The organism is Agrobacterium vitis (assembly GCF_013426735.1).
GTDB classification, from domain to species: Bacteria; Pseudomonadota; Alphaproteobacteria; order Rhizobiales; family Rhizobiaceae; genus Allorhizobium; species Allorhizobium vitis_D.
In genome coordinates, this window is the sequence record NZ_AP023273.1 from 971,190 (window position 1) to 995,337 (window position 24,148).

At 60.2% G+C, this 24,148-nt stretch carries 2 protein-coding genes (1 of these 2 running past the window's edge); both read right to left on the reverse strand.

Annotation, left to right across the window (positions count from 1 at the left end):
- A complete protein-coding gene (locus tag H1Y61_RS21555) occupies window positions 1-20,967 on the reverse strand; it encodes an SDR family NAD(P)-dependent oxidoreductase (RefSeq protein ID WP_180574776.1) in 20,967 nt (6,988 codons plus the stop codon).
- On the reverse strand, window positions 20,964-24,148 hold the 3' portion of the coding sequence (locus H1Y61_RS21560) for an SDR family NAD(P)-dependent oxidoreductase (protein ID WP_180574777.1). It continues 5,881 nt past the right edge of the window; 3,185 of the gene's 9,066 nt are visible here — the last part of the coding sequence; its start codon lies off the right edge, out of view — the gene reads right to left on this strand; its stop codon occupies window positions 20,964-20,966. Before H1Y61_RS21560 ends, H1Y61_RS21555 begins: the two co-directional genes overlap by 4 nt.

The following is a 24,148-nucleotide window of genomic DNA, read 5'->3' on the forward strand; positions in this document are numbered from 1 at the left end:
TTAATCGGCAAGCTGCACAGCGGCGAACGGTGGCTCGACCGGCGGCACCAAGACAGTACCCACCCAATAGGGTTTGCATTCAAAGGGATAGGTCGGCAAGCATAGCTTGCGCACAGGTCTGTCCCGAAACGCCTGCCAATCGACAGAAAGACCTTCAACCCAAGCTTCGCTCGCACGGCGAAGATCCCTTGCCCGCGCCCATTTTGCTACCAGAGAGTGCAAATCATCGGCACGCATAAGCCGTTGTTTACGCCGGGCTTGTCCTGCATAGACGCTTGCATCGGCGGGCGCGAGGTGCCCGTCCAGCCAAGCTCGTAACGTCACTGCCAGATGATCAACGTCGCGCACCACCATTGCCAGCCGATACGTCATGCCATCGCGCCCGTCCTGAAGCGTAACCGCAATCCGTGCCAGAAGTCCGGCTTCGGTCAATGTCCAGGGACGATCGGCGATCCACGCCGATAGATTTTCGACCTGGGCACGCAATGCCGCTTCGGTGGCGGCAGATAAGAGAACAGCCTGTGGGGCAAGATCAACCGAAGCATCATGCGACAACGCCGGCGGTTCCTCCACCAGGACATGGGCATTCACGCCACCGAAGCCAAAAGAACTGATTCCAGCCCGCAGCGGCAAAGGATGCCCGTCCGCATCTGTCGGTGTCCAGGATTCAGTGTCCTTGGCCAGCCGGAAAGGGCTTCCTTCAAGCCGAAGCAGCGGATTGACATTCCGGCAGTGCAGGTTGCCGACAATCTGGCGGTGCTTCATTTGCAAGAGCACCTTGATCAAGCCGGTCACACCTGCCGCAATCTCCAGATGGCCGACATGGGTTTTCACAGTGCCGATTGCACAAAACCCCGGCTGGCAAGGACTATCTTTGCGCGCAGAATCAAACGCCGATTTGAGGCCTTCTATCTCAATCGGGTCTCCCAGCGCGGTTCCTGTGCCATGCGCTTCGATATACGAAATGGTGGCAGGGTCCATTCCTGAACGGTCGATGACCTCGTGGATCAAGGCAGCCTGCGATTGCGGATTGGGAGCGGTCAGAGAAACGGCCCGCCCCGCATGACGAACACCTGTTGCGCGAATGACCCCGAGAATTTCGTTGCCGTCCCGCATGGCATCTTGCAACCGACGCAACACAACCACGCCGATACCTTCGCCCCGAACGTAGCCATTGGCATCCTTGTCAAAGGTTTTGCAAGCGCCATCGACGCTCAACATTCCGGCAGCAGAGAAGGCGACGTGCAGGTCTTCGTTCGGCATGGCGTTTACCCCACCCGCGACAATCATGTCACAGACACCGCTGCGGAGATCCTCAATGCCGCGATGAAGGGCCACCAAACTGCTGGAACAAGCGGTCTCGAACGGTTCGCTGGGTCCGCGCAGGTCAAGCATATGGCTGATACGGTTCAGTCCCATGGATGCCACATTCCCCATGACCCAGCGCGGATCGGTACTCCGTCCAGCCCGATCGACCATCATGGAGTAAGACGCTGAAGACACCCCCATATAGAGACCAGTCTTGGAACCGCCTAGGCTTCGGGGAGCATAGCCAGCGGATTCCAGCGCCGACCATACATGCATCATCATCAACCGCTGCTGGGGATCCATAATCTCGGCTTCTGCCCCGGAAAGGCCGAAGAAAGCAGGATCGAAATCCGCAAGCCCGTCGATAAAGCCACCCCAGTGTACATTCGTGCGCCCCGGTGACAGTCGGGGGTCGCCATCGATACGCTTCCAGTCCCAGCGCCACTCGGGCGGACGGGTGATCGCATTTTTGCCTGCAAGCATGTTCTGCCATAAGCTCTGCGGATCGGCGGCACCCGGAAACTTACCGCTCATGCCGATAATCGCAAAACCGTCAATCCCCTGTTCAGATAGTTTGCTCGCAGCGGTCTCAACCACTGTGGCAACAACTGCGGGCACGCCGGGGGGAGACGCGCGCACCGGAACGGCAGCGGTTGGCGCATATGCAGCTTGCACGTCCTGCGCCAAGCGGGCAGCCAAGGCCGTCACGTTGGTGAGGCCATAGAATTCATGCGGCTCAATCGTTACATCAAAACTAGCCTTGATCCGCGCCGTCAGTTCGGCATAGTTCACACTATCGAAACCCAAGTCCGCAAAAGCGGCTTCGCTATCAAGATCGGCGGCTGAAAGATGCGCCAGCCCCGCGACGATCTCCAGCAAGTCGGATGTCAACGAGGCTTGCGGAGCGGGCGGTGTAGCAGCCGCCATATCGGATTTCGCTTCAGCGATCTGCTGCACGTCCGCTACGCGGCGCAACAGGGCCTCAATCGTCGCGCATTCATATAGAATCGTAGGAGAGATATCCTCACACAGCAAGACGGATAGCCGGCCAGCCAGTTCGGTAAAGGCAATGGAATCCAGCCCGATTTCGGAAAACGCCGTGTCGTCGGTCAGATCCGAAGGCAGCAGATGCACGATATCGGCGATCATCTTGATGACGGCATTCTGTATAGCCGCATCAGGTGCCGGTCTGGCCGAGCTGCGCATGACACCCGCCTGCATTGGGGCCGTCCCGGACGAAAGAGCAGCTCCGACCGAATGATCAAAAACCGTTGTCGACGTGGCACCCTCTCCGAGATTTGGTGAAAGACGGCCAGTCGATTTGTCGGGAATGTCACAATCCTGTTCGAATTCCGCAGCGGTCTCAACCACTGTGGCAACAACTGCGGGCACGCCAGGGGGAGACGCGCGCACCGGAACGGCAGCGGTTGGCGCATATGCAGCTTGCACGTCCTGCGCCAAGCGGGCAGCCAAGGCCGTCACGTTGGTGAGGCCATAGAATTCATGCGGCTCAATCGTTACATCAAAGCTAGCCTTGATCCGCGCCGTCAGTTCGGCATAGTTCACACTATCGAAACCCAAGTCCGCGAAAGCGGCTTCGCTATCAAGATCGGCAGCTGAAAGATGCGCCAGACCCGCGACGATCTCCAGCAAGTCGGATGTCAACGAGGCTTGCGGAGCGGGCGATGTAGCAGCCGCCATATCGGATTTCGCTTCAGCGATCTGCTGCACGTCCGCTACGCGGCGCAACAGGGCCTCAATCGTCGCGCATTCATATAGAATCGTAGGAGAGATATCCTCACACAGCAAGACGGATAGCCGGCCAGCCAGTTCGGTAAAGGCAATGGAATCCAGCCCGATTTCGGAAAACGCCGTGTCGTCGGTCAGATCCGAAGGCAGCAGATGCACGATATCGGCGATCATCTTGATGACGGCATTCTGTATAGCCGCATCAGGTGCCGGTCTGGCCGAGCTGCGCATGACACCCGCCTGCATTGGGGCCGTCCCGGACGAAAGAGCAGCTCCGACCGAATGATCAAAAACCGTTGTCGACGTGACACCCGCTCCGAGATTTGGTGAAAGACGGCCAGTCGATTTGCCGGGAATGTCACAATCCTGTTCGAATTCCGCAGCGGTCGCGCCGGAGGGGAGCTCGTCCATCGCCATATGGGCCAGTTCTGCAACAACTTTGCTGATGCGTTTTTGCAGGTGCGCTTCAGCTTTCGCTTCCGCAACGGCAGGCGGTCGCACCGGCAATCCGGCAGGATGGCTTCGGCCTCCGCCAGTCGGCACCGGACCAACACGTGCAGCGATGAAACCGTGCAGATCCACAAGAACCGTTCCATCTGGTGCACACATGGCAATATCGCAGGCCCGCCCACCTGAATCCGGTGATTGTTGTGCCAAAACGACAATGTCGGTCCCCAACGGGGCATAGATGTCGATCCTGTTGATCTTGACTGGAACCATCAGTTGGACCGAATTCATGGTCTGCATCAAAGTGAAGCCAAGCGTGGACTGTAGCGCTGCATCCAGCAGATTGGGTGGCAGATGCAGGCAGGCATACCCGTTGTCATGCGGCCAGACCTGCTTAAGCATCGTCAGGACAAAGCCGTCTCCACCCACTGCCCCTTCGATGAGCCTGAAGCCAGGACCGTAATTCAGCCCCATGCGCGCAAAAAGATCGTAGAAGGCGCGGCCATCCAACTGTGCAGACACGCGGGCGCGATAAGCGGCAAGGTCGATCCTGCGCTGCTGACCATAGCCCAGCCGCGCCACACGACCGCGAGCGTGAACACCGGAGGCGCTCTCAACGCTGAACTTTGAGGAATCGGCGTGTTCATTTGAGAGACGCAACGTCAATGGCGGCGACAGATCACCAGCGCGCGCCATGCGTTCAAAACTCAGATCGCGGATCGTCAGAACGGTGGACCCAAAATAGTTGGATGCGGCGGCATGGACCATGGCGGCATATGCCGCACCCGGCAGCACCGCATCATCCTGAACGCGATGATCTTGCACGAAGGCGGCTGTTGCATCAAACAGAGCCGCATAGACCGCGCCACCTGCATGCTGCTCCGGCGTCCGGGCCATCAGTCCGCCATTCGCAGACGCGGCATTGATTGCTTTGTCTGGGACGGTTGCGGAGACAGGCGCCAGCGTTTCCGGCCCGCCCGTAAACCAGCAACGGCGCATATCCATCGCGGTTGGAGGCAATGCCAGGCGCGGCAAGCCGACTGGTCGGTCTGGCCACCGCACCGCACGCCCGACCACCCAATCGCGAGCAAGCTGATCCGGCAATGCAGCTGCATCGGATGGGCCAAGGTTGGCGTTTCTACTTTCTACGCCAAAGAACACAGTCGTTTTATCAGCCGTGCCATTGACCACTTCAGACAACCGCTGACACATTTCGGTTATGGAGCCAGCTGAAAACGCAAGTCGGTGTCTTAGGGCGCTGCGACCAATCTGTAGCGTTGCCGCCAGACTGTCGAACGCCGGTTCGGATGGTTGCGTCTGGGTCCAGTTCAGCAATTGTCGAGCCGTCGCCATCAACGCGTCGGAAGATTGTGCGGACAACACAATAACCTCCGGCCCATTTGAACGGCTCTGGCGTCGCACGGAAGGCGGGGCTTCCTCGATCACCGCATGAGCGTTTACTCCGCCGAAACCGAATGAACTGATGCCGGCACGTCGCGGCAATGCTTGACCGCCTTCGCCCTTAATCCGTGTCCAAGGCTCTGACTTATCAACCAGACGAAAGGGGGTTCCGTCCAGCCGGATCGCGGGGTTCACCCGACTGCGGTTCGCGTCAGGAATAAGGACACCATCGCGCATTTCCAATAGAAGCTTGATCAAGCCTGCCATGCCGGCAGCAACCTCGCCATGGCCGATCCAGCTTTTGACACTCGACAGGGCAATCTGACCCGGCTGCGGCCCATGACGTCCAGAGCGGGAAACGGCGAGATCGAAGCCTTGTTTCAAGCCTTCGATCTCGATGGGATCACCGACCAGGGTTCCGGTACCATGCGCCTCAATGGCGGTGACGGTCGCAGGATCTATATCCGAGGCCAGCATCACGTCAGAGATCAACCGCGCCTGCGCCTTTGCATTTGGAGCGAACAGCGAGACACTGCGCCCGCCGTGATTGACGCCGGTTGCACGGATGACACCATAGACCGGCAAACCTTCCCGGCGAGCATCCCGCATATTGCGCAAGAGCAGGACAGCAACACCTTCGCTACGGACATAACCGTTGGCATCGGCGGCAAAGCTACGGCATTGTCCATCGGGACTGAGCATGCCCGAACGGGCAAAGCTGATATGTGCATGTGGCATCAGCATGGTATTCACCGCCCCGACCAGCGCACCCTCGCAGCCACCACGAATGGCTTCCACAGCGCGATGGAGCGCGACCAACCCGCTGGAGCAGGCAGTTTCGACGGGTTCGCTTGGTCCAGCCAGATTGAGGAAGTGACTGATACGGTTGGGTCCAAGCGATCCGACAACCCCGGAGGCGCTCTTTTGCTGTAGCACCAGGCCGGCTTCACGCGCCATGGCTGCGTATTCACTGGCGGCTGTTGCCATGAAGACGGCGGTATTGGTGCCCGATAGCGCGGCGGGGTCCATGCCGGCATTCTCGATGGCACGCCAGGCATGGGTCAACAGCAATCGCTGATGGGGGTCCATGGTTTCGGCCTCTCGCGGCGAGATGCCGAAAAACAACGGGTCGAAACTGGCAATATCATCCAGAAAACCGCCCCAGCGAATATCCGTCTTACCCTGTTCGGTTTTGGGATCGCCCATCAGCGCCCGCCAATCCCAACGCTCTGGCGGGATTTCGCTGATCACGGCACGCCCTTCAACCAGGTTGCGCCAGAAGGTGGCAATGTCAGGCGCACCAGGGAACGCTCCGCTCATCCCGACGATTGCGACGGCATCATCCGTTTCCTGCGTTAACGCTTGTGGTGCGGCATAAGCCTGATCACGGGGGCTTTCCTTTTCCATGTCAGACACATCAGGAGTCCTTACATTTCCAATTTCGGTTGCCAGATGCCCGGCGACTGCACGCAAGGTTCCAAAGCTGTAGAAGAGTGAAGGATTAATGGGGACGCCAAGGCGGCCCGTGCATTTTTCTGCCAAATCGGTCAGCGCAATCGAATCAAACCCGTAATCGCTCAGTTCGGCATCGGACTGGACCTCAGAGACAGGAACGCGCAGAATTTCGGCCACAAGTTCAGTCAACACCGCGTTAATCGCCGACGCGGCATCCAGCGTGGCAACCGCCGCCACAGGAGCGACTGTAACCGGATTATCCTGTCCCTTGGTCCGGCGGGCACTGCCACCGTCCAATGTATCGACAATACGTTCGGATTGACCGAAAGCGACGATAACCTGCCGCTCTACCAGGCTCAGGCACCGCCACATTGCCTCTAGCCCCGCGACGGCTGGCATGGGCAACAGCCCGTAACCGTCAAGCATCCTGCCACGCACCGCCGCCGGCACAGTCATTCCACCCTCGGCCCAAAGTGGCCAATTGAGCGAAAGCGTCCGCCCCGGTCCTTGCCGAACGGCAGCAAAGCCGTCAAGCCATGCGTTGCCAAAGGCATAATCCGCCTGGCCAACATTGCCCGTCACCCCGGCCAGAGATGAACACAGCACAAAAGCCAACAGCGGATCATTCTGCGTTGCCTGATCCAACGCCTGCACACCGGCGACTTTGGTGGCAACGACCATGCGGGCATCGGCGGGCGATTTTGACATCACCATACTATCACGCAGAATGCCTGCCGAATGGATGACCATCTCTACCGGCCCAAATTCATCCCGTGCATTGGCGATGGCCACGGCCACGGCCTGCGCATCCGTGATATCGACAGTGGCGTAAGACATCCTATGCGCACCGATCTGGCGCAACTTTGCCTCCATAGCCGCGTCAAGCGCCCTGCGCCCCAACAGCAAGATCGGCGTATCCGGGCTGCGAGCAGCAATATCCGCCGAGAAGATCTGTCCGAGCCCTCCCATGCCACCACTGATCACGACTAAGCCTCTGGGCGGGGACATGCTCTGCGACGGCAGATCGATGGACTGCAAATGGCGGATAAAACGCCAGTCATTGCGCAAACGGATCACGGCATCAGCGGTCGCCGCCTGCTCGGCCATCAGCTGCTCCAGATTGTCCGACCAGGACGGGACGCCCAGCTCGACAACCTGTGTGGCAAGCTCGCGACGCTCCTGCGATAAGGTTCCTGCAAAGGCGGCAAGCGCGGATGATAACGGAGCCATATCGGTAGGCAGTGCAAACTGGACAAGTCGTGGCGTCTTTGCACCCGCCATCATGGGGCCAAGTTTCGCCACAAGCTGTTCCACAAGCTGTTCCGGCGATGTCAGTGGCAAGGACATGCACATGTCGCCGTTGGTTTTCATCCGGCCAGTCAAATCCACGACCAGACGATTGTGCACATATTCAGCAGCATCGGATCGCATCGTCGGGCTTTCGTCCCGTGACCAGACCGGATGAAACAAAGTCAACATCGCGGAGGGCAGAGCCGCTAAGCCAGACTGCGCCGTTTGCGCATGTCGAAATGCCGGTTCTGCCAGGCGTTGGGTCGGGGCGGCAACAGGCTCGACCACCGCCGGGGGCTCATTCTTGCGCGGAACGCCCCAATAGGATTTGCGCGCAAAGGGATAAAGCGGCAGATGCACCCGCTGCGGCGGCGTTTGATAAAGCGCGTGCCAATCCACACGCTCGCCTGCCAACCAGCGCCGCAGAGAGTGCGCGGTCAGGTCATCTCCTGTAATGGCCGATAGAGCCCCCTGCGAAAGCTGCCGAAGGGCGAAGATCGCCTCATCGACGGAGGCAACGATCACACCTGCACGCACTGGCTGCGGACGACGACCCGTTTGAAGCGTATAGGCCACAGCCTCCAGGGATGGATGGTCCTTCGCCAGCCGGTCCGCCAGCGCCGTTGCCATTTGCGCGATCTGTTCCGGCGAGCGCGCTGACAACACCAGTGCAAAGGGTCCTGCGGGTGTAAGCGTCGCGGGTTTTGCCTTTGGTGCTTCCTCCAGCACCAGATGGGCATTGCTACCGCCTGCCCCGAAAGAGCTGATTCCCGCCAGCAAACGCCCACCGGCGGCGGTCCATGGGGTCAGCGACTGATCGATGACAAAGCCCGTGCCTTCGATTGCCAGATCGGGGTTCAAATGGTCGGAATGCAAACTGGGCACCCGCATGCGATGCTGCATCTGTAGGATGACCTTGGTCAGCCCCGCGACACCGGCAGCACTTTCACAATGGCCGATATTCGACTTGACCGATCCCAACGCCAGCGTCTGTCCTGCTGCGAAAACACGCTTGAGGCCCGCAATCTCGATCGGATCGCCCAGTGCGGTCCCCGTTCCGTGGCATTCGACGTAGCTGATCGCCGCGGGATCAACCTGCCCATCGACAAGCGCGTCGTGGATCGTGGCCGATTGCGCCACAGGATCGGGAACAGTATAGCCGTTCGACCGACCACCGTGGTTTACAGCCGAACCACGAATGACAGCCCAAACCGGATCCCCATCGGCCAGCGCCTTCGACAGTGGCTTCAAAACCACCGCGCCAACACCTTCGGACGGCACATAGCCTGTGCCGCCCGCGCCGAAACTGCGGCAACGCCCGTCCGTCGCCTCAAAACCACCGTGGGCCATCATCAGATATTTGTTCGGGTGAAGCGACAAATTCACGCCACCCGCGATTGCAGCGCTGCACTCGCCGGACCGGATTGCGCGAACCGCCAGATGGATCGCCGTCAACGACGAGGCACACATCGTATCCACCGCCATGCTGGGGCCTTGGAAATCAAAGAGATAAGATATCCGATTTGCGATGGAGGCCGGGCTGGCAGACAGTGCCGTGGGATGACCGAGCGCCGTTTCTTGTGCGCCCAGCAACTGATATTCAGAATACATCACACCAACGAACACGCCAACCTTGCCGTTTTGCGAAAGGGATTCGGGGCAATGTCCGGCATCTTCCAGCGCGTGCCATGCCGTTTCGACAAACAGCCGCTCTTGCGGGTCGGTCAGGTCCGCATCCTTGGGCAAGATGCCAAAAAAGGCGGCGTCGAACAGATCGACACCATTCAGAAAGCCACCCCATCGGCTGCGGGTCTTTCCTGCTGCCCGAGTGGAAGAATAGAAACGGTCATGATCCCACCTTTCGGCCGGAACCGTGGAGATGCAATCGCGCCCGGTGCTAAGGACCTGCCAGAAATCCTCAAGCGTTTCAGCCTGCGGGTAGCGTCCGGCAAGGCCGATGATCGCGATCGGGTCATCTTCAGTGCGCTCCGCAACCCGTGTGGGCGAAGCCAAAGGCAAGCTATTCCCGAATGTCTGGCTTAGATGATCAGCAAGAGCGTTCAGGCTGCGATATTCGTAGAACAGGGTTTTCGCAAGGGGTCCAAACACTGCCTCCAGACGGTCCGTCGCACGGATGACCATAACAGAATCAAGCCCGTAGCTATCCAGTGGAGCATCAGCATCCAGACGGTCTGGCGCTATGCCGAGGATCTGGCCAACAGCATCGACAACAAGCTCCAGGGCTGGTTTTCGGCTCGCCGTGACGGGTGTGGGTACCACATCGGTGACGGCGGTCTCGCTGGTAGTTTCGCCAAGCCAATAGGATTCTACCGCAAACGGATAGACCGGCAATGCAACGCGGCGCACGATCTGGTCCGACCAAAGCGATGCCCAGTCCACAACATCACCCTTCAGCCAGGCCTGCGCCAGTGGATGCGTAGCGCTACCCGCAGGCTGCGCCCGTTCAGCCAGAAAAACACGCAGGGCTGTCGCAAGGCCTGATAAATCAGAGACTTCGCAAAGCCAACGCGTAGGTTGGGAATCGCGTCCCATCTGGAGGGTAAAGGCAATATCGACCAGCCGGGGCGCATTGCCGGATTCAATCCGGTCCAGCAGGCCGCGCGCCAATATCTGGAGCTGTGCGGAGCTCCGCGCGGAAAGCGGAACAATCCACCGCCCTGCAATATCAGGCAGCTGCTGGAGAACGGACGGCGCTTCTGCAATAACAAGATGCGCATTCGCGCCGCCTGCACCAAAAGAGCTTAAACCTGCCAGCCGTTCATATCCCTGTTTTGCAGGCCAAGACTGGGCATCGCGCGGGAAATACAACCCGCAATCCGACAGATCGATTTCGGGATTTGCCTGACCGAGATACGGCACTGGCGCAATCTGGCCTTCGCGCATCTGGGCGATGATCTTGAACAGCCCTGCCATAGCAGCTGCGCTTTCCGTGTGGCCGATATTGGCCTTGATCGAACTCACGGCGCATTGCGTATCCTTGCCCAAGGCGCGACGCAGCCCCTCCACCTCGATAGGATCGCCAAGTCGGGTCCCTGTTCCATGGGCTTCGACCAGACTGATACGATCGGCCGTCACACCCGCGTCCGCCAGGGCCAAAGTGATGACCTCGGCATGGGCCGCAGGGCTTGGCGCGGTGTAGCTGCTTGATCTTCCACCGCTATTCAGCGCCCCTCCGCGCAAGACCGCTTCGATCCTGTCGCCGTCGGCCAAGGCACGGTCCAGCGTCTTGAGGACAACGACCCCCACACCTTCGCCGGAAAGCATGCCGTCCGCCTCCGCTGCAAAAGGCAGAATCTGCCCCTGTCGTGACTGGATGCCCAAGGCGGCCAGATTTCCGAGATGGCGCGGGTGTGAAATCACGTTGACGCCCCCCGCGATCGCCAGATCGCACCGGCCGGAGCGAAGCATGTCGAGCGCTAGCACCAACGCCGCACCAGACGAAGAACACGCCGTATCGCAAGAAATGCTGGGCCCCTTGAAATCGAAGAGGAACGACAACCGGTTCGCCAACGACCAGAAAGCTGCTCGTGTGGGATAATGAGCGTTCATCACGCCCGCCAGCACCGCGACGCGCCCCTGCCGTGACAGGGCCTGCGGCGCATAGCCAGCGTTTTCGATCGCATGATAGGCTGTTTTCAGGAAAATCCGCTCTTGTGGATCCATCTGCAACGCCTCGGCAGGAGAGATGGCAAAGAACAGCGGATCAAATTGATCAGCCCCATCCATATAACCGGCAGGTTGCGGATCGCGCGACGGCCAGGCCCTGCCGTCCTCAGGGGCTGGCCGGAACAGTGTTTCTCCGCCGCCGACCGTTTCCCATAATTCTTCAAGGTTGCGGCATCCGGCAAATTGCCCCGCAAGACCGATGATTGCGACATCACGCGAAGAAGACCGGGCCGGCGCGATGGCAGGAAATTGTTGCGCTATAGCCGGTTGGCTCATCATCACGGGTGCAACCGCCGCTAAAGGCGCGCCAGCCAATGCCAGTTTGCGCACGGCATCCGGCTGGGTACGGGCCAGATACTCCGAAAGCCGTGCGACCGAGTTGTATTCGAAAAGAACGGTCGAGGTTATCTTTGGAAAGTCTGGACGCAGCGCATCAACGATCTGTAGGATAAGGATCGAATCCACACCATAGCGTTCAAACGCCGCTTCATCTTCGATACGGGCCTCGTCAACCTCGATCGCGGCGGAAAGTTTCGCACGCAGATATCGCCGTAGATCAACGGCAGCTGCGGGCGACGCTTCCGGCGCGGCAAAGGGTTTGGACAATAGCTTTTCGGGGGCAGAAACAGCCGTTTGGACGACTTTGGGGGGAGCATCCGGCAGGCGATTGGTCACGATTGCACCGTCGCTCTGGCCAATAAAGACCTGCTGGGTCAGCACCTCGGCTTCGGGACAAAGCCGTGCTACCGGGCGGAATCCGGCCATCGCTAACACTGTTCGCCAACGCGCTGAAGACAGCGCCGGTGTACCCTCGAGCCGCATGTGCGGATCGTCATAGGCCCACCAGCCCTCAAGCAAGCCAAATGTCAGATGGCTGAACAGGGACTTCTGGATCAGCTCGTTAACCAGGATCAGACCATTCTGGCGCAGCAAAGCCTTGGTGTGCGACAGGCTTTGCAGGATATCGCGTGTGGCATGCAGCACATTGGTCGCAACCGCAATGTCATACCGTCCGGCATCCAGCCCTTGCACATGTGGCGGCTTCGAAACGTCGAAAATCCGTGTCTTCAGGTAGGGTGCCTGCTGTAGATAGTTTTGCTTTGCATTGATCAGGAAGGCTTTGGACAAGTCCGTGAATAGGTATTCCTCGATATTGGCAGCATAGGGCTGGAGCCGTTTGAACAGCACGCGAGCCGTGCCTCCCGTACCAGCACCGACCTCGGCCATGCGGAGCCGGACCTGTGGGTCCAAAGCGATGCGGGCTCGGACGGCAGCTTCAACGGCATCTGCCAACAGATCATTAAAGAAATCCGCCACACTGTTGCCGTGATAGACGCCATTGACCAGATCGAAGCGTCCGTCCGGGAACATGAACTGGGTCGCCGGAACGCGCCCTTCCAGAATGTGAGGCAATCCGCGCAGCATGGCCTCGGCCAGGCGGACGTGATCGCGTAAATCCGGCTCGTCCGCAACAGCTGCCGTTGCCGATTGCCAGCGTGCCAACGCCTCATCCATGCTGGGGCAAGGACGATCGGGGTGCCCGTCGGCGGTCAGATATCGTGCCTGCGTCAGTACACGGGCAGTTTCATTCCACCATTTGGCAAAAATGCCAGGCAGACCGCGCACATGGGCCCTCGCTTCGGGATGAAGCAGGCCCGCAGCCTTCACACTTGCGGCAAGAATATCTGTCATTTCTGGATCGAAGCGGTCCATCTGCGCACCAAGTCGCGCATGAATAGGCCGCCAGCGGCCCGATGCATCGGACAAATCCAGCCCGACCATCAGAGCGGGCGCATGACCGTCGGCCAGCACAGTGGAAAGCACGGCATTTTCCGATATTGAATCGCGTTCCGTTGTCACTTTTGCCCCTATCTGAAGCTCTGCAATTGCCATTTGGCCGGGACCACCGCTGATCAGCGCATCAAGGGCGGCAAAAGCGTGTTCCGCATTCAGGCCAAGCTGCCCGAAACGCTGCATCCGGCGGCGATGTTCTTCGGTTGCGACAATCCCGGCATCCGCCCAATAGCCCCAGTTCACCACCTTGATCGGCAATCCGAGGCGGCTCGCCTGTTCCAGAGCGAAGCTGTCGGTGAAGGTGCATGCGGCGGCATAGTTTCCCTGCCCTGGCATCCGCGCAAAGGACTGAAGAGAGGAAAAGACAAGCCCGAATTCACGCATGTCGCCGCCGAAAACAGCGATCATGTTATCCAGCGTATCGAGCTTGGCCGACAGCGCCGCATCCATGCGCGGCCAATCCATTCCGGCCAGTCCACCGTCTGCCAAGGTAATCGCGGAATGGACGACACCATCGATCCGTCCGAACCGCGCGAGGATCTCGGTACGGGCCGACGCCAAGGCGGCCACATCCCTGGCGTCAGCCTGAAGATAGAGCGGCCTCGATCCCAGAGAGGAAAACCTTTCGAGATGGCCTAAAATCGCAGCGTCCAAAGGTGAGCGACCCAACCAGACCAACTGCGCGCTTGCATGGCTCAGGACATGTTTGCTCCATTGCCGAGCCACACCGCCCGCGCCGCCAATGACGACATAGACCGAGCCGTCCCTGTAGGGCGCATCGCTTAGGGGCAAACGGGCGAGCCGTTGCAGACCCTGTTCCAGCCACAGGCCGTCACGGCTGAGGAGCACGCGGCGGTCGGGCAGGATTTCCGGATTCACCCCCAGCGGACTATCCAGATCCGCCATCCGGACGGCCCAAGCTTGGTATTCCCGAGCCAGCGAGCCAAACAATCCCGGCAAGGATGCGCCGTAGCCGGTTGAGACAGCATTGGCAAAGTGCAAGGCGTGCTGGGTTAGCACCGTCCAGGAAATCGCGCGCGCTTCGCCGCCAGCGGCCAGAACAGCCTGCACAAGTTGCAAAACCTGCGCCAGCAATGCCTTTTCAGCGGTGATCAACGGCACTGGCTGACCAGACACCCAAAGCCCGATACGGTCACACCGTACCCACTCTTGCATGGACGACAGCGGAACACGCGGAACGGTTGGCCAAAGTTCCGCCGGAACGGGGCAATCGTCTGGATGGAACACAACCTCGGGCAGCAATGTCTCTGCCGCAGCATCACATCGGGTTTGCGTCCAGACTGGCAGCAAGGCATGGGTGGTGTCGCCTGATTGAGCGGCAACAGGCGCAACGGGCAACGCCTCCGGCGTCGGAATCGGACGTGCGGTTATGCCACGCAGGTGGATCGCCACCCGGCCATCGGGCAGAACCAGGTCTATATCCAGCCCACCCAGTGTGCCCATCCCCATGGCGCGCGGCGCGACAAGATACGCGGTCATCTGGTCGGCAGCAGGAACGACCAAGGTGATGTCTTCAACCGCAAACGGCATGGTCGTGGCCGCACCATCGCCAAAAACGGTGGCGGCCTGAACGGCACTGTCGAGCAGCACGGGGGAGAGCGGCAATACCGGCCCAGACGGAGCGGCCAGTTGCGCCGTGGCTCCATATCCGGCCTGCTTTACCGAAACCAGCGCCTGCATCGACGGGCCATGGACAATTCCACCGGACACCAGCCGGTCGCGGATGCGGTCGCTGGCAACGACCACGCCATCCTGCGCGATGGTGAGGGGTTGTTTTGCATCTGCGTGCCGCAAAACCTGTGCCTGCGCCAGGACAATCTCGCCGGATGAAAACTTGACGCGGCTCCCGTGGCCCAATCGATCCGGTTCAATATCCAGCCGCAAACCGTCAATCACCGACACGTCGATGGCCCGCAGCCAGCAAAGATCGCGGATGGTCAAGGCGATCACATCCTTGCCGTCGATAGCCGACATCGCCTGACGGATCATCTCGGGCAGGGCGAAACCCGGCAGAACGGGGAGGCCGGAAACGTGGTGATCACGCAGCAGCGGGCTCTCGGCTGTCAGGTCCACCGCAAATGTGCCCTTATCCAAACGGCGCAGCGTGAAAGCGGCCATGTCCTGCGGCGGTGCCTCCCCGACCCAATAGCTTTGCCGTTCAAAAACCGCACCCGGCAGGGCAATCCGGCAAGGGCGGTCCTGCGGAAACAAGACCTGCCATTGCGGTGCTTTGCCTGCGACGAAATCAGCAAGCGTCGCCGCATGCTGCCTTGCAGGCGGCAGTGCCTCACCGGCCAGCCACGCACGCATCTGGGCCAGAAGGTCTGCAAGGGAGCGCGCCTCGAAACCGCAGCGCTGTTCGAAATGCATCCGGCCAGCCATCAGCGTATAGGCGACATCACCCAGCGCGGCGTCGGGATTACCCTCGCACCAGTCGGCCAGATTGCGGACCAGCGCGGCCAGCGTTGCTGCAGAACGCGCCGAAACCACGACAGGATAGGAGTCCGCATGGTAAAGCCCGTCCCGGCACGGCGGGGCCTCGCGAAGGATGATATGGGCATTGGTGCCGCTGGCACCGAAGGAACTTACACCTGCCAGTCGCGCTTGCCCCGGCATCCAAGCCGTGTTGACAACCGGAACGGTAAAGCCGCTTTGTGCCAGACCAAGCAACGGATTTTCGCGCTCGTGTAAGAGATTGGCGGGAATGACACCGGATTGCAGCGACAGCACGGCCTTTTGCAAGCTGGCAATGCCTGCGGCAAACTGCGCGTGACCGATGGCTGGCTTCACGGATGTCAGGGCGACAGGCGTTGCGCGCACATTTTCAAAAACCTCTTTCAAGGCGTCGAATTCGATCGGGTCGCCCAGGGAGGTTCCCGTACCATGAGCCTCGATCATCCCGATTTCTGCCGGGTTCACGCCAGCATTCCGGTAGCAGGTTCTCAGCAGATCAGCTTGCGCGCGGCTGCTGGGCGCAATCAAACCATTGGTCTTGCCGTTGCTGTTGACGGCGGACCCCTCGATGGTGGCGAGGATAACATCGCCTACGCAGACCGCATCGGCCAGACGTTTCAACACGACCACGCCCACACCTTCACCCGGAACAAAGCCGTCCGCACGGGCATCGAAACTGTAGCTTTCGCCGGTGGGCGACAACATGCCCGCACGGTCGGCGGCCAGATAAAGCCGCGGCGTAACCTGCAGGAATATCCCGCCTGCGACCGCCATATCCACCTCACCCTGTAACAAGGCCTTGCAGGCGGCATCGACAGCAACAAGAGAACTCGAACACGCGGTATCAAAGGCCATGGCAGGCCCGCGTAGATCGAGATGATAGGCAATCCGGGCCGGGATGACCGATCCCATATTCCCCCAAAGCGACTGTGCCGACGGGGTCGCGGTGAAGAGATCCTGATAGTCGCCAGTATAACAACCGACATAGATCCCGCATCGCTCGCCCGCAATGGCATCGCCGACATATCCTGCCTGCTCCAGCGCTTGCCAGCTTTCCTCAAGCAGCAGGCGTTGCTGGGGGTCCATATAGCGGGCCTCTGCGCCGGAAATGTTGAAAAAGGTGGCGTCAAACTGATCGATCGCATCCAGAAAACCCCCTTGGCGGCAGCGCACGGATGGGGGCAGAGGCCACCGCGATACGGGCCGAACCGCCTTGTGCCCCGATATAAGGTTCGCCCAGTAGCTCCGCAGATCGGCTGCATCCGGATAGCGTCCGCTTTGGCCAATAATGGCAATCGGCCCGTCATACCGACCCGCGCTCGCAGCGACCGGCTCGCGAGCAGCCAAGACCGATATCGCTGGCACAGATCCTGACACGGACAGCGGTTCAGCAGCACGCACCGGGGCTTTGAGCGCCGGGGTCTTGGACACCGGGATCTTGGACACTGGGGCCTTGTCCAGCACATGCGCAGCCAGTCTTTGCAATGTTGGATAGTCAAAGATGGCGGTCGTCTTGATCGCTGTCGCCAAAGCGCGATTGACGGCATCGACGAACCGTATGCCAAGAATGGAATCCAGCCCGTAATCAGCGAAGGACTGGGTATCGTCTATCTCTTCGATGCTGATATCCATCGTCTGCGACAGGACAAGTCGCAACTCGTCGATGATCATGGCGAGATCCATCATTGATGGTATAGCCAGTTCAGACGATATCGCCTGCCCATCCGTTACAACAGGTGGCGGCGCAGCGGTCTGGGTTTCGGGTAAATCCCCCATCCACAGCCGGCGGGTTTCGAACGGATAGCCGGGCAAGGAGAGCAGCTGTGGTCTGCTGACATAAAGCCCCTCCCAGTCAAGCACGACGCCCCGCCGCCACAACCCCGCAATGCGGGTCAAATGACGCTGCGCGAGCTGCGTCTGCGCAATCTGCTTGAAAGCGGGATTGGCCGCGAGCCGTTCGAGGTCTGCGCGGTCTGTACGGGCAATTTCGGAGATTTCGGCAGCATCAGGATTGGCCAGAATCGCACGCAGGGCCTGTTCCGCTTCGCCAACCGAAGCGACCGGAATGGCCAAACGGACAGGCATTGCCACACGCCCCTTCTGGAGGCTGTAGCACAAGGCCTGCAAGTCCACCGACCAATTGCTGTAAGCCGGATCGGCGAGATCGCAAAGGCGGCTATCCAGCGTCAGATGACCTGCGTTGGTTTCCAGTGCCAACCAACGCAGGTCATCGGCTGTCAGGCCAAGCTCTGCCAGGCAGGCATCGGGGAGTATATCGCTCGCATCCACGCCCAGACGCAGTGCCACCAGCTGGCGCGCGGCATCCAGATCGCCCGCCGCACTGTGTTGGCCTTGCAGCCAGTCCAGCAGGTTGGCAACCTGCTGCAACAGGGCCGGTCGTGTTTTGGCGGAAAGAACGAGAATGTTCGGCAGATCGGCACCCTTGCCGGACGTTATCGGGGTCTGGGACGGTACCGCTTCGATCAGGGCGCAGGCATTTGCACCGCCAGCACCAAACGAGTTGATGATGGCCCGTCGCGGCCCCGTCCACGCGCTGACCCCTTGCGGCAGACGGAACGGCGTGCGGGAAAAATCGATGTCGGAATTGGTTGTCGCGCTGTGCAGGGTCGGGACAATAAGACCATGACGCATTTGCAGGATCGATTTGATCACTCCGCTGCATCCGGCAGCCGCTTCGAGATGTCCGATATTCGACTTGACCGAACCGAGATAGCATTGCCCTTCGCCTGAACCTGCAAAGGCAGCGGTCAGACTTTCCACTTCGATCGGGTCACCCAATGCCGTGCCTGTGCCATGGGCCTCGACATACCCGATGTCTTGGGACCTACACATCGCCACACGCAGAACAGTTTCCGCAAGCGCCCTTTGGGCGGCAGGATTTGGCACGGTGTAACCGTTCGCTGCGCCGCCGTGGTTGACTGCCGTTGCGCGCAGCACCGCCTCGATCCTCAAGCCAAGGTCAACGGCCGTCCGCCGTGTGGTCAGCACCAGGCAGGCAACCCCCTCGCCCGGCACGAAACCCGTCCCACCTGCGCCGAAACTACGGCACCTGCCGTCGCGGGCCAGCATTCCCGACTGGCACAATTCGGCATAGCTGCTTGGATGCTGGTAAAGGTTTACGCCGCCCGCCAGAGCCATAGCGCATTCGCCGCGCAAGATGGCTTCGCGTGCCTGATGCAGTGCAGTCAGAGAGGATGAGCACATCGTATCAACAGGAACGGATGGCCCACGCAGATCCAGCGCAAAGGACACGCGATTTGCAACAGAACTGAACGAGGCACGCGGATGCACAACACTGCCATCAGCGTGGCGTCTTGAGCCAAGACGGGCATGATCAGCCTTGGTGACGCCTGCAAAAACCCCGACCGATCCGCCCAGCCTGTCGAAAAGCACGGCAGGCGGCAGGCAAGCATCTTCGAGGGCATGCCAAGCTGCGGTCAGGAACAGACGCTCCTGCGGATCGGTCTCGATCGCTTCGCGCGGAGTCATGCCAAAGAAGGTGGGATCGAAATCCGCGAAACGGTCCAGAAAACCGCCCCAGCGTGCATAGCTATAGCCGGCATGGGCACGGCTTGGGTCAGCATCGAAATGCGCGTCGATATCCCAGCGGTCGGCGGGCACTTCCGAAATGGCATCATGTCCAGCCAGAAGATTCTGCCAGAAATGCTCAAGATCGGGCGCGTCGGCAAACTGGCCTGCCATGCCGACGATGACAATATCATCGGCATCCGAACCTGCCGACAAGATCGGTTCAAAGCTGACTTTGGTTGCATCACAGGCGGCTATCTGCTCTCCCCGATACCCCGTCCAGCCCTGCGCTGCGGCCGCGTGGGTTTCGCTCAGCCAGCGCGCCATGCGCTCCACCGTGCCGTGTTCGAACATCACAGCGCGCGGTAGGTCGCCGAAGACTGGGCGCAGACGTTGCATGACAGTGACAATCATCAAGGAATCCACGCCATAAGCGGTGAATGGCTCCAGAAGATCAATCTCTTCGGGCTGGCGTCCGCATGCCTCCCCCAGAACAGCCCGCAAACGCAAGGCCACCGCATGCACCATATCGCTATTGCTTGTCTGTGTTGTCCTGCCCGGAGAAGCAGGCACCGCTGCTCGACCATTCGCCGCGCGGTTCAGGCGTTCGAGAATCCGGTCGCGATCACCGCAAGCAACGGCGATCTGTTGCGCGCCGCTGGCGATACCGTGCGCCAGTCCCCGCAAGGCCATGTCTGTGGAGATCGGCTCCAGACCATCCCGCTGCTTCAAGGACGCCAGAGTTTGTGCCTCCAGCTGCATGCCGCCTGCGGCCCAATATCCCCAGTTAAACGTCACACTTTGCCCGCGCCGCAAGCCCTGCTGCACAAGCCGTTGGCGCTCAGTCAGAAAGCCGTCCAGCATTCCGTTGGCGAAAGCATAAAGCGCTTGACCTTCATTGCCGCACACCGAAGCGAGCGAGGAAAAGCCTGCGAAGACCTGAAGGGGATCATCACGGGTTGCCGCGTCCAGATCACGGGCCAAACCTAGCTTGGCGCGCAGGATCGGCCTGGATGACGGCATGCCCGATCCGGCCAGCAGACCGTCTGCCCGCAACCCGGCCGTATGCAACACCGCAGAAATGGGACCAGCGACGGCACGGCATGATGTGAGCGCCAAGGCCAGTGCATCGGCATCCTGTGGGTCAGTCAGCCAGGTCGCAGTGATAGCGTGATCACGCAACAAGGATAAAAGCCGATCCGTTTCAGGCGAAGGATGCGACCGACCGATCAGGGTTACACCGGAAACAGACGCCCCCTGCTCCAGGAATGCTCGGGACAAGAGGTGGGTTATGGAACCATTGCCGCCAGTGAGCACGATATGGCCCCGTGGCTGCCAGGCCGCCAGAGGCGATGCGCCAGCACAAGGTTCGCTTGCCGCCGGGCCGAACTGGCGCACCAGAGGACGTCCCGCAGCCGTTGTTGCCCGGGCATCGACGAAAACCTCGTCCGGCACGGTTTCGGCCAAGGCTTGCATGCGCTCGGCAGGGACCGGGTCCAGAAGCAGAATTTGAACAGCAGCGTCAGGCGCTTCGATGCTCAGGCACCGCGCCATAGCGCACAATCCATAAGCCAGCAGCGGATCGGTGGTGACGATCTGGGTTGCCGGTTGGCCCGATATCATCCGCGCCATAGCGGTAAAGAATTCAAGCGTATCCTGTCCGACGTCCTGCGCGTCAGCCGACACCGACAACCGTAGAGCGGCCCGCCAGTCTGCCGGGCATTCTCCGGTAACCAGATGACGAACGGGCCGAAATGGGCCGCGACCGGACGGTGCCCAACGGGCTGGGAAGAGGTTAACTTGCCCTATCATATTACATCCTCGGATACGCGAAGCAGGGCTTCGGCTGCATCGACCTGTCCATCAATAAACCGATCAAGAAGATCCATCGTGAACCTGTGGGCAGGGTCCGCTTGCGGCAAGCGCCGGACGGCTGCCTCGGTCACGGAGGCACGGAACCAATGCGCTTGACCTTCAAACGCATAGATTGGCAGGTGCAAGCGGGATCCTGTCTCATCAAGTGGCAGAATTTCCGCGCCCGCGCACCATGCCGCGGCTGTGGCGGCATCGGCATTCGGTGGCAGCGATGCTGCGACCCGTGCAGCCGGATCGAAGAGCGGACGACCTGCCACAGCGCCCCGCACCCAACCGCTATCCTGTCCGACCGCAAGCGCGGCAAGGGCTGTGCGCAGGTCGGACAGATCCCGAGACACAAAGGCCGCGCGTATCCGCATCGGTACTCGCCCCGACTGCAACGTATCGGCGAAGCAGTGATGCAGGTCTGCCGTCATCGGCTGACGGTCGATCCAGGCCGAAAGGTCACGTGCCCGTGCCCGAAGGGCGGTTTCAGTCTGCGCGCTGAGGACAATCAGCCTCGATGACGGTTCCCTTGGTTGCGACTTGCTGGAAACAGGATCATTCGATGCAGGTCCAATCACGACATGGGCGTTCACACCGCCAAAGCCGAAACTGCTGACACCGGCCAGCGGTCGCTCGGGCGGCCAGTCTTCGGGCTGTGACAGCGTGCGGAAAGGACCCTGAGAAAAGTTCAGATAAGGGTTTTCAGGCTGCCCCAGAAGGCTTGCGGCAATGCGGCCTCTTTTACGGCACAAAACCAACTTGATGAGACCCGCAATGCCCGCAGCGGCCTCAAGATGGCCAATCGCCGGCTTGACCGCCGAAAGCATGATGCTACCCGGCGAAAGAACTCGGCCCGTTGCCGCTGCAAGCTCTGCATAGGCACGGTTCAGGGCATCCAGTTCGACCGGATCACCCAGTTCCGTGCCGGTGCCATGCGCCTCGACACAGCCGACGCGCGCTGGATCGATGCCAGTCATCGCCGCACGAATGACGGCAGACTGGGCACCGATCCGAGGGGCTGTGATTGATCCTGCCCGACCACCATGGTTTTCGGCTGAACCATAAATCAACGCATGGATTGGGTCGCCATCCGCCATGGCTTGCGCCAGCGGCTTGAGAACCACAACTCCCACGCCTTCGCCACGCACATACCCATTGGCGCGCGCCGAGAATGTTCTGCATTCCCCGTCGGGGCTCAGCATGCCGCCCTGCATGGGGCCCATGAACCCTTCGGGAGTAAGCGCGATATTGACCCCGCCCGCCAGAGCCAAGGCGCAATCGCCGCGTCGCAATGCGAGGACCGCCCGGTGGACAGCCACCAACGAACTAGAGCAGGCGGTATCAATCGCCGAACTTGGTCCTGTCAGATCCAGCAGGAACGATATTCTGTTGGCCAGCATCGCCAAGGATGTGCCCGTCGCTACATATCCGGAGGCCGGGACGCCCGCACGCTGCATCATCTCGCGATAGTCATTGCCGGACACGCCAATAAACACGCCTGTTTCCTGCGGCAGGCTGGCAGGAACCAAGGCAGCATCTTCCAAGGCATGCCAAACGGCTTCCAGCATCAGGCGATGCTGGGGGTCAGTCACATCGGCCTCGGCAGGAGACATCTGGAAAAACTCGGCATCAAAGCGGGCAATATCCGACAGGAAACCACCTTTTGGAGGCAATCCAGCTGCCGCAATGCTCTCAAGCTCGGCCCTTCCATAGCGGATTTCGGGCATTGAGCTGAGACCGAAGCGAGACGAGAATAGAAGATCGTCAAAAGCCTCCGTTCCGTTGGCACCCGGAACACGGCATGACATGCCGATGATCGCAATCGGCTGTTCGGTGCCCGCCACCGGGGTCGGCACGGTTCTTGCCACCTCGGTGAACCGTCCTGCCATTTCGGTGAGTGCAGGCCCATGGGCCGTAACCGGCTTGGCTGCGGCGGATCGCGATTGTCGTTGAATCGGATCGCCCAATTGTGCGGCAAGCTGGGCGATATTGGCCACATCGTAGAAAACGGCTGGCGTCAGCTTTGAGCCGAAACGTTGGTTCACAGCATCCGTCAACGCCGTCAAAGAGATGGAATCAAAGCCGAAATCGTAGAACCTGGTAAAAATATCCACCTTTTCAATATCGAACTTCATTGTCCCGGCGACGATTTCACGTAGGGCCGTCTGACCTGACTGCCCATTCAGGGCAGCGCCGACATTCGATGGCGCTTGAGTATCATCGACCGGACTGGAAACAGTCCGATACTCTCGCCTCTTGTTGTCGAACCCGATTTTTCCGAAAGCTGGTTCCCGGGTCTCAGACCGATGCTTTCGAATTTCAGGTTGGTCGCCGGAGCGGGCGTAGAGGCCAGTCAGTTGCGCCACAAGATGTCCGGTCGCGCAGGTCAGGGTCAAATCAACGCGAACCCCACCATCCTTGGCAAGCAGAATTCCGTCAATCCGGACAGTTGCAGACTGAACGGCATCGATCAGCAACTCGTCCACTGAGACGAGGTTCAAAGCGGCCCAATCGGCCAGCCCTGCCGCATGGGCGGCAAGACGCACGCAATCCTCGATCGCCGTGATTGCCTCCGGCGCAAGCCGGGTGTGCTTTCGGTCATAATCCTGCCGATGGGTTGCAGCGACAACCGTAGCGGCAAAACGGCCATCGGACGTCACAGTAAAATGTTCAATCCCACGTTCATAGGGGCGATGGCTGATGCCTGCCTCGGCGAGAAGAGGCCCGGGATCTGCCTCCGGCACAAGCAAGGCCTTCGAACCGGCGATAGGCGTTGCAGAATTCGTCGCGGTCGCACGGAAGATGGTTCGGTCCCCCTGCCGGATTTCGACAGCACCGCCATCCGCAACGAACAGTTCGATCGTCTCCGCCTCGGCAAGGTTTTCAATCGCCATTTCGATTGCTGTAAGCCCGCAAGCGGGATGACCGGCAAGATCAAGCGCCGCAAGTGCCGCATCCGTCAATAAAAGCGGACTGATCCATTCCTCACCGTTCCGGCGGGAGACATAATCCAGCACATCATCCGCATGCAGCAGGGTTTGGAAATGCACACCTTTCAGATTGGATTGGTTGGTCCCGATCAGCGGATGCAGGCGGCGGCGGAATACTTCGGGCCGCAGCACGCTGGGAGCAT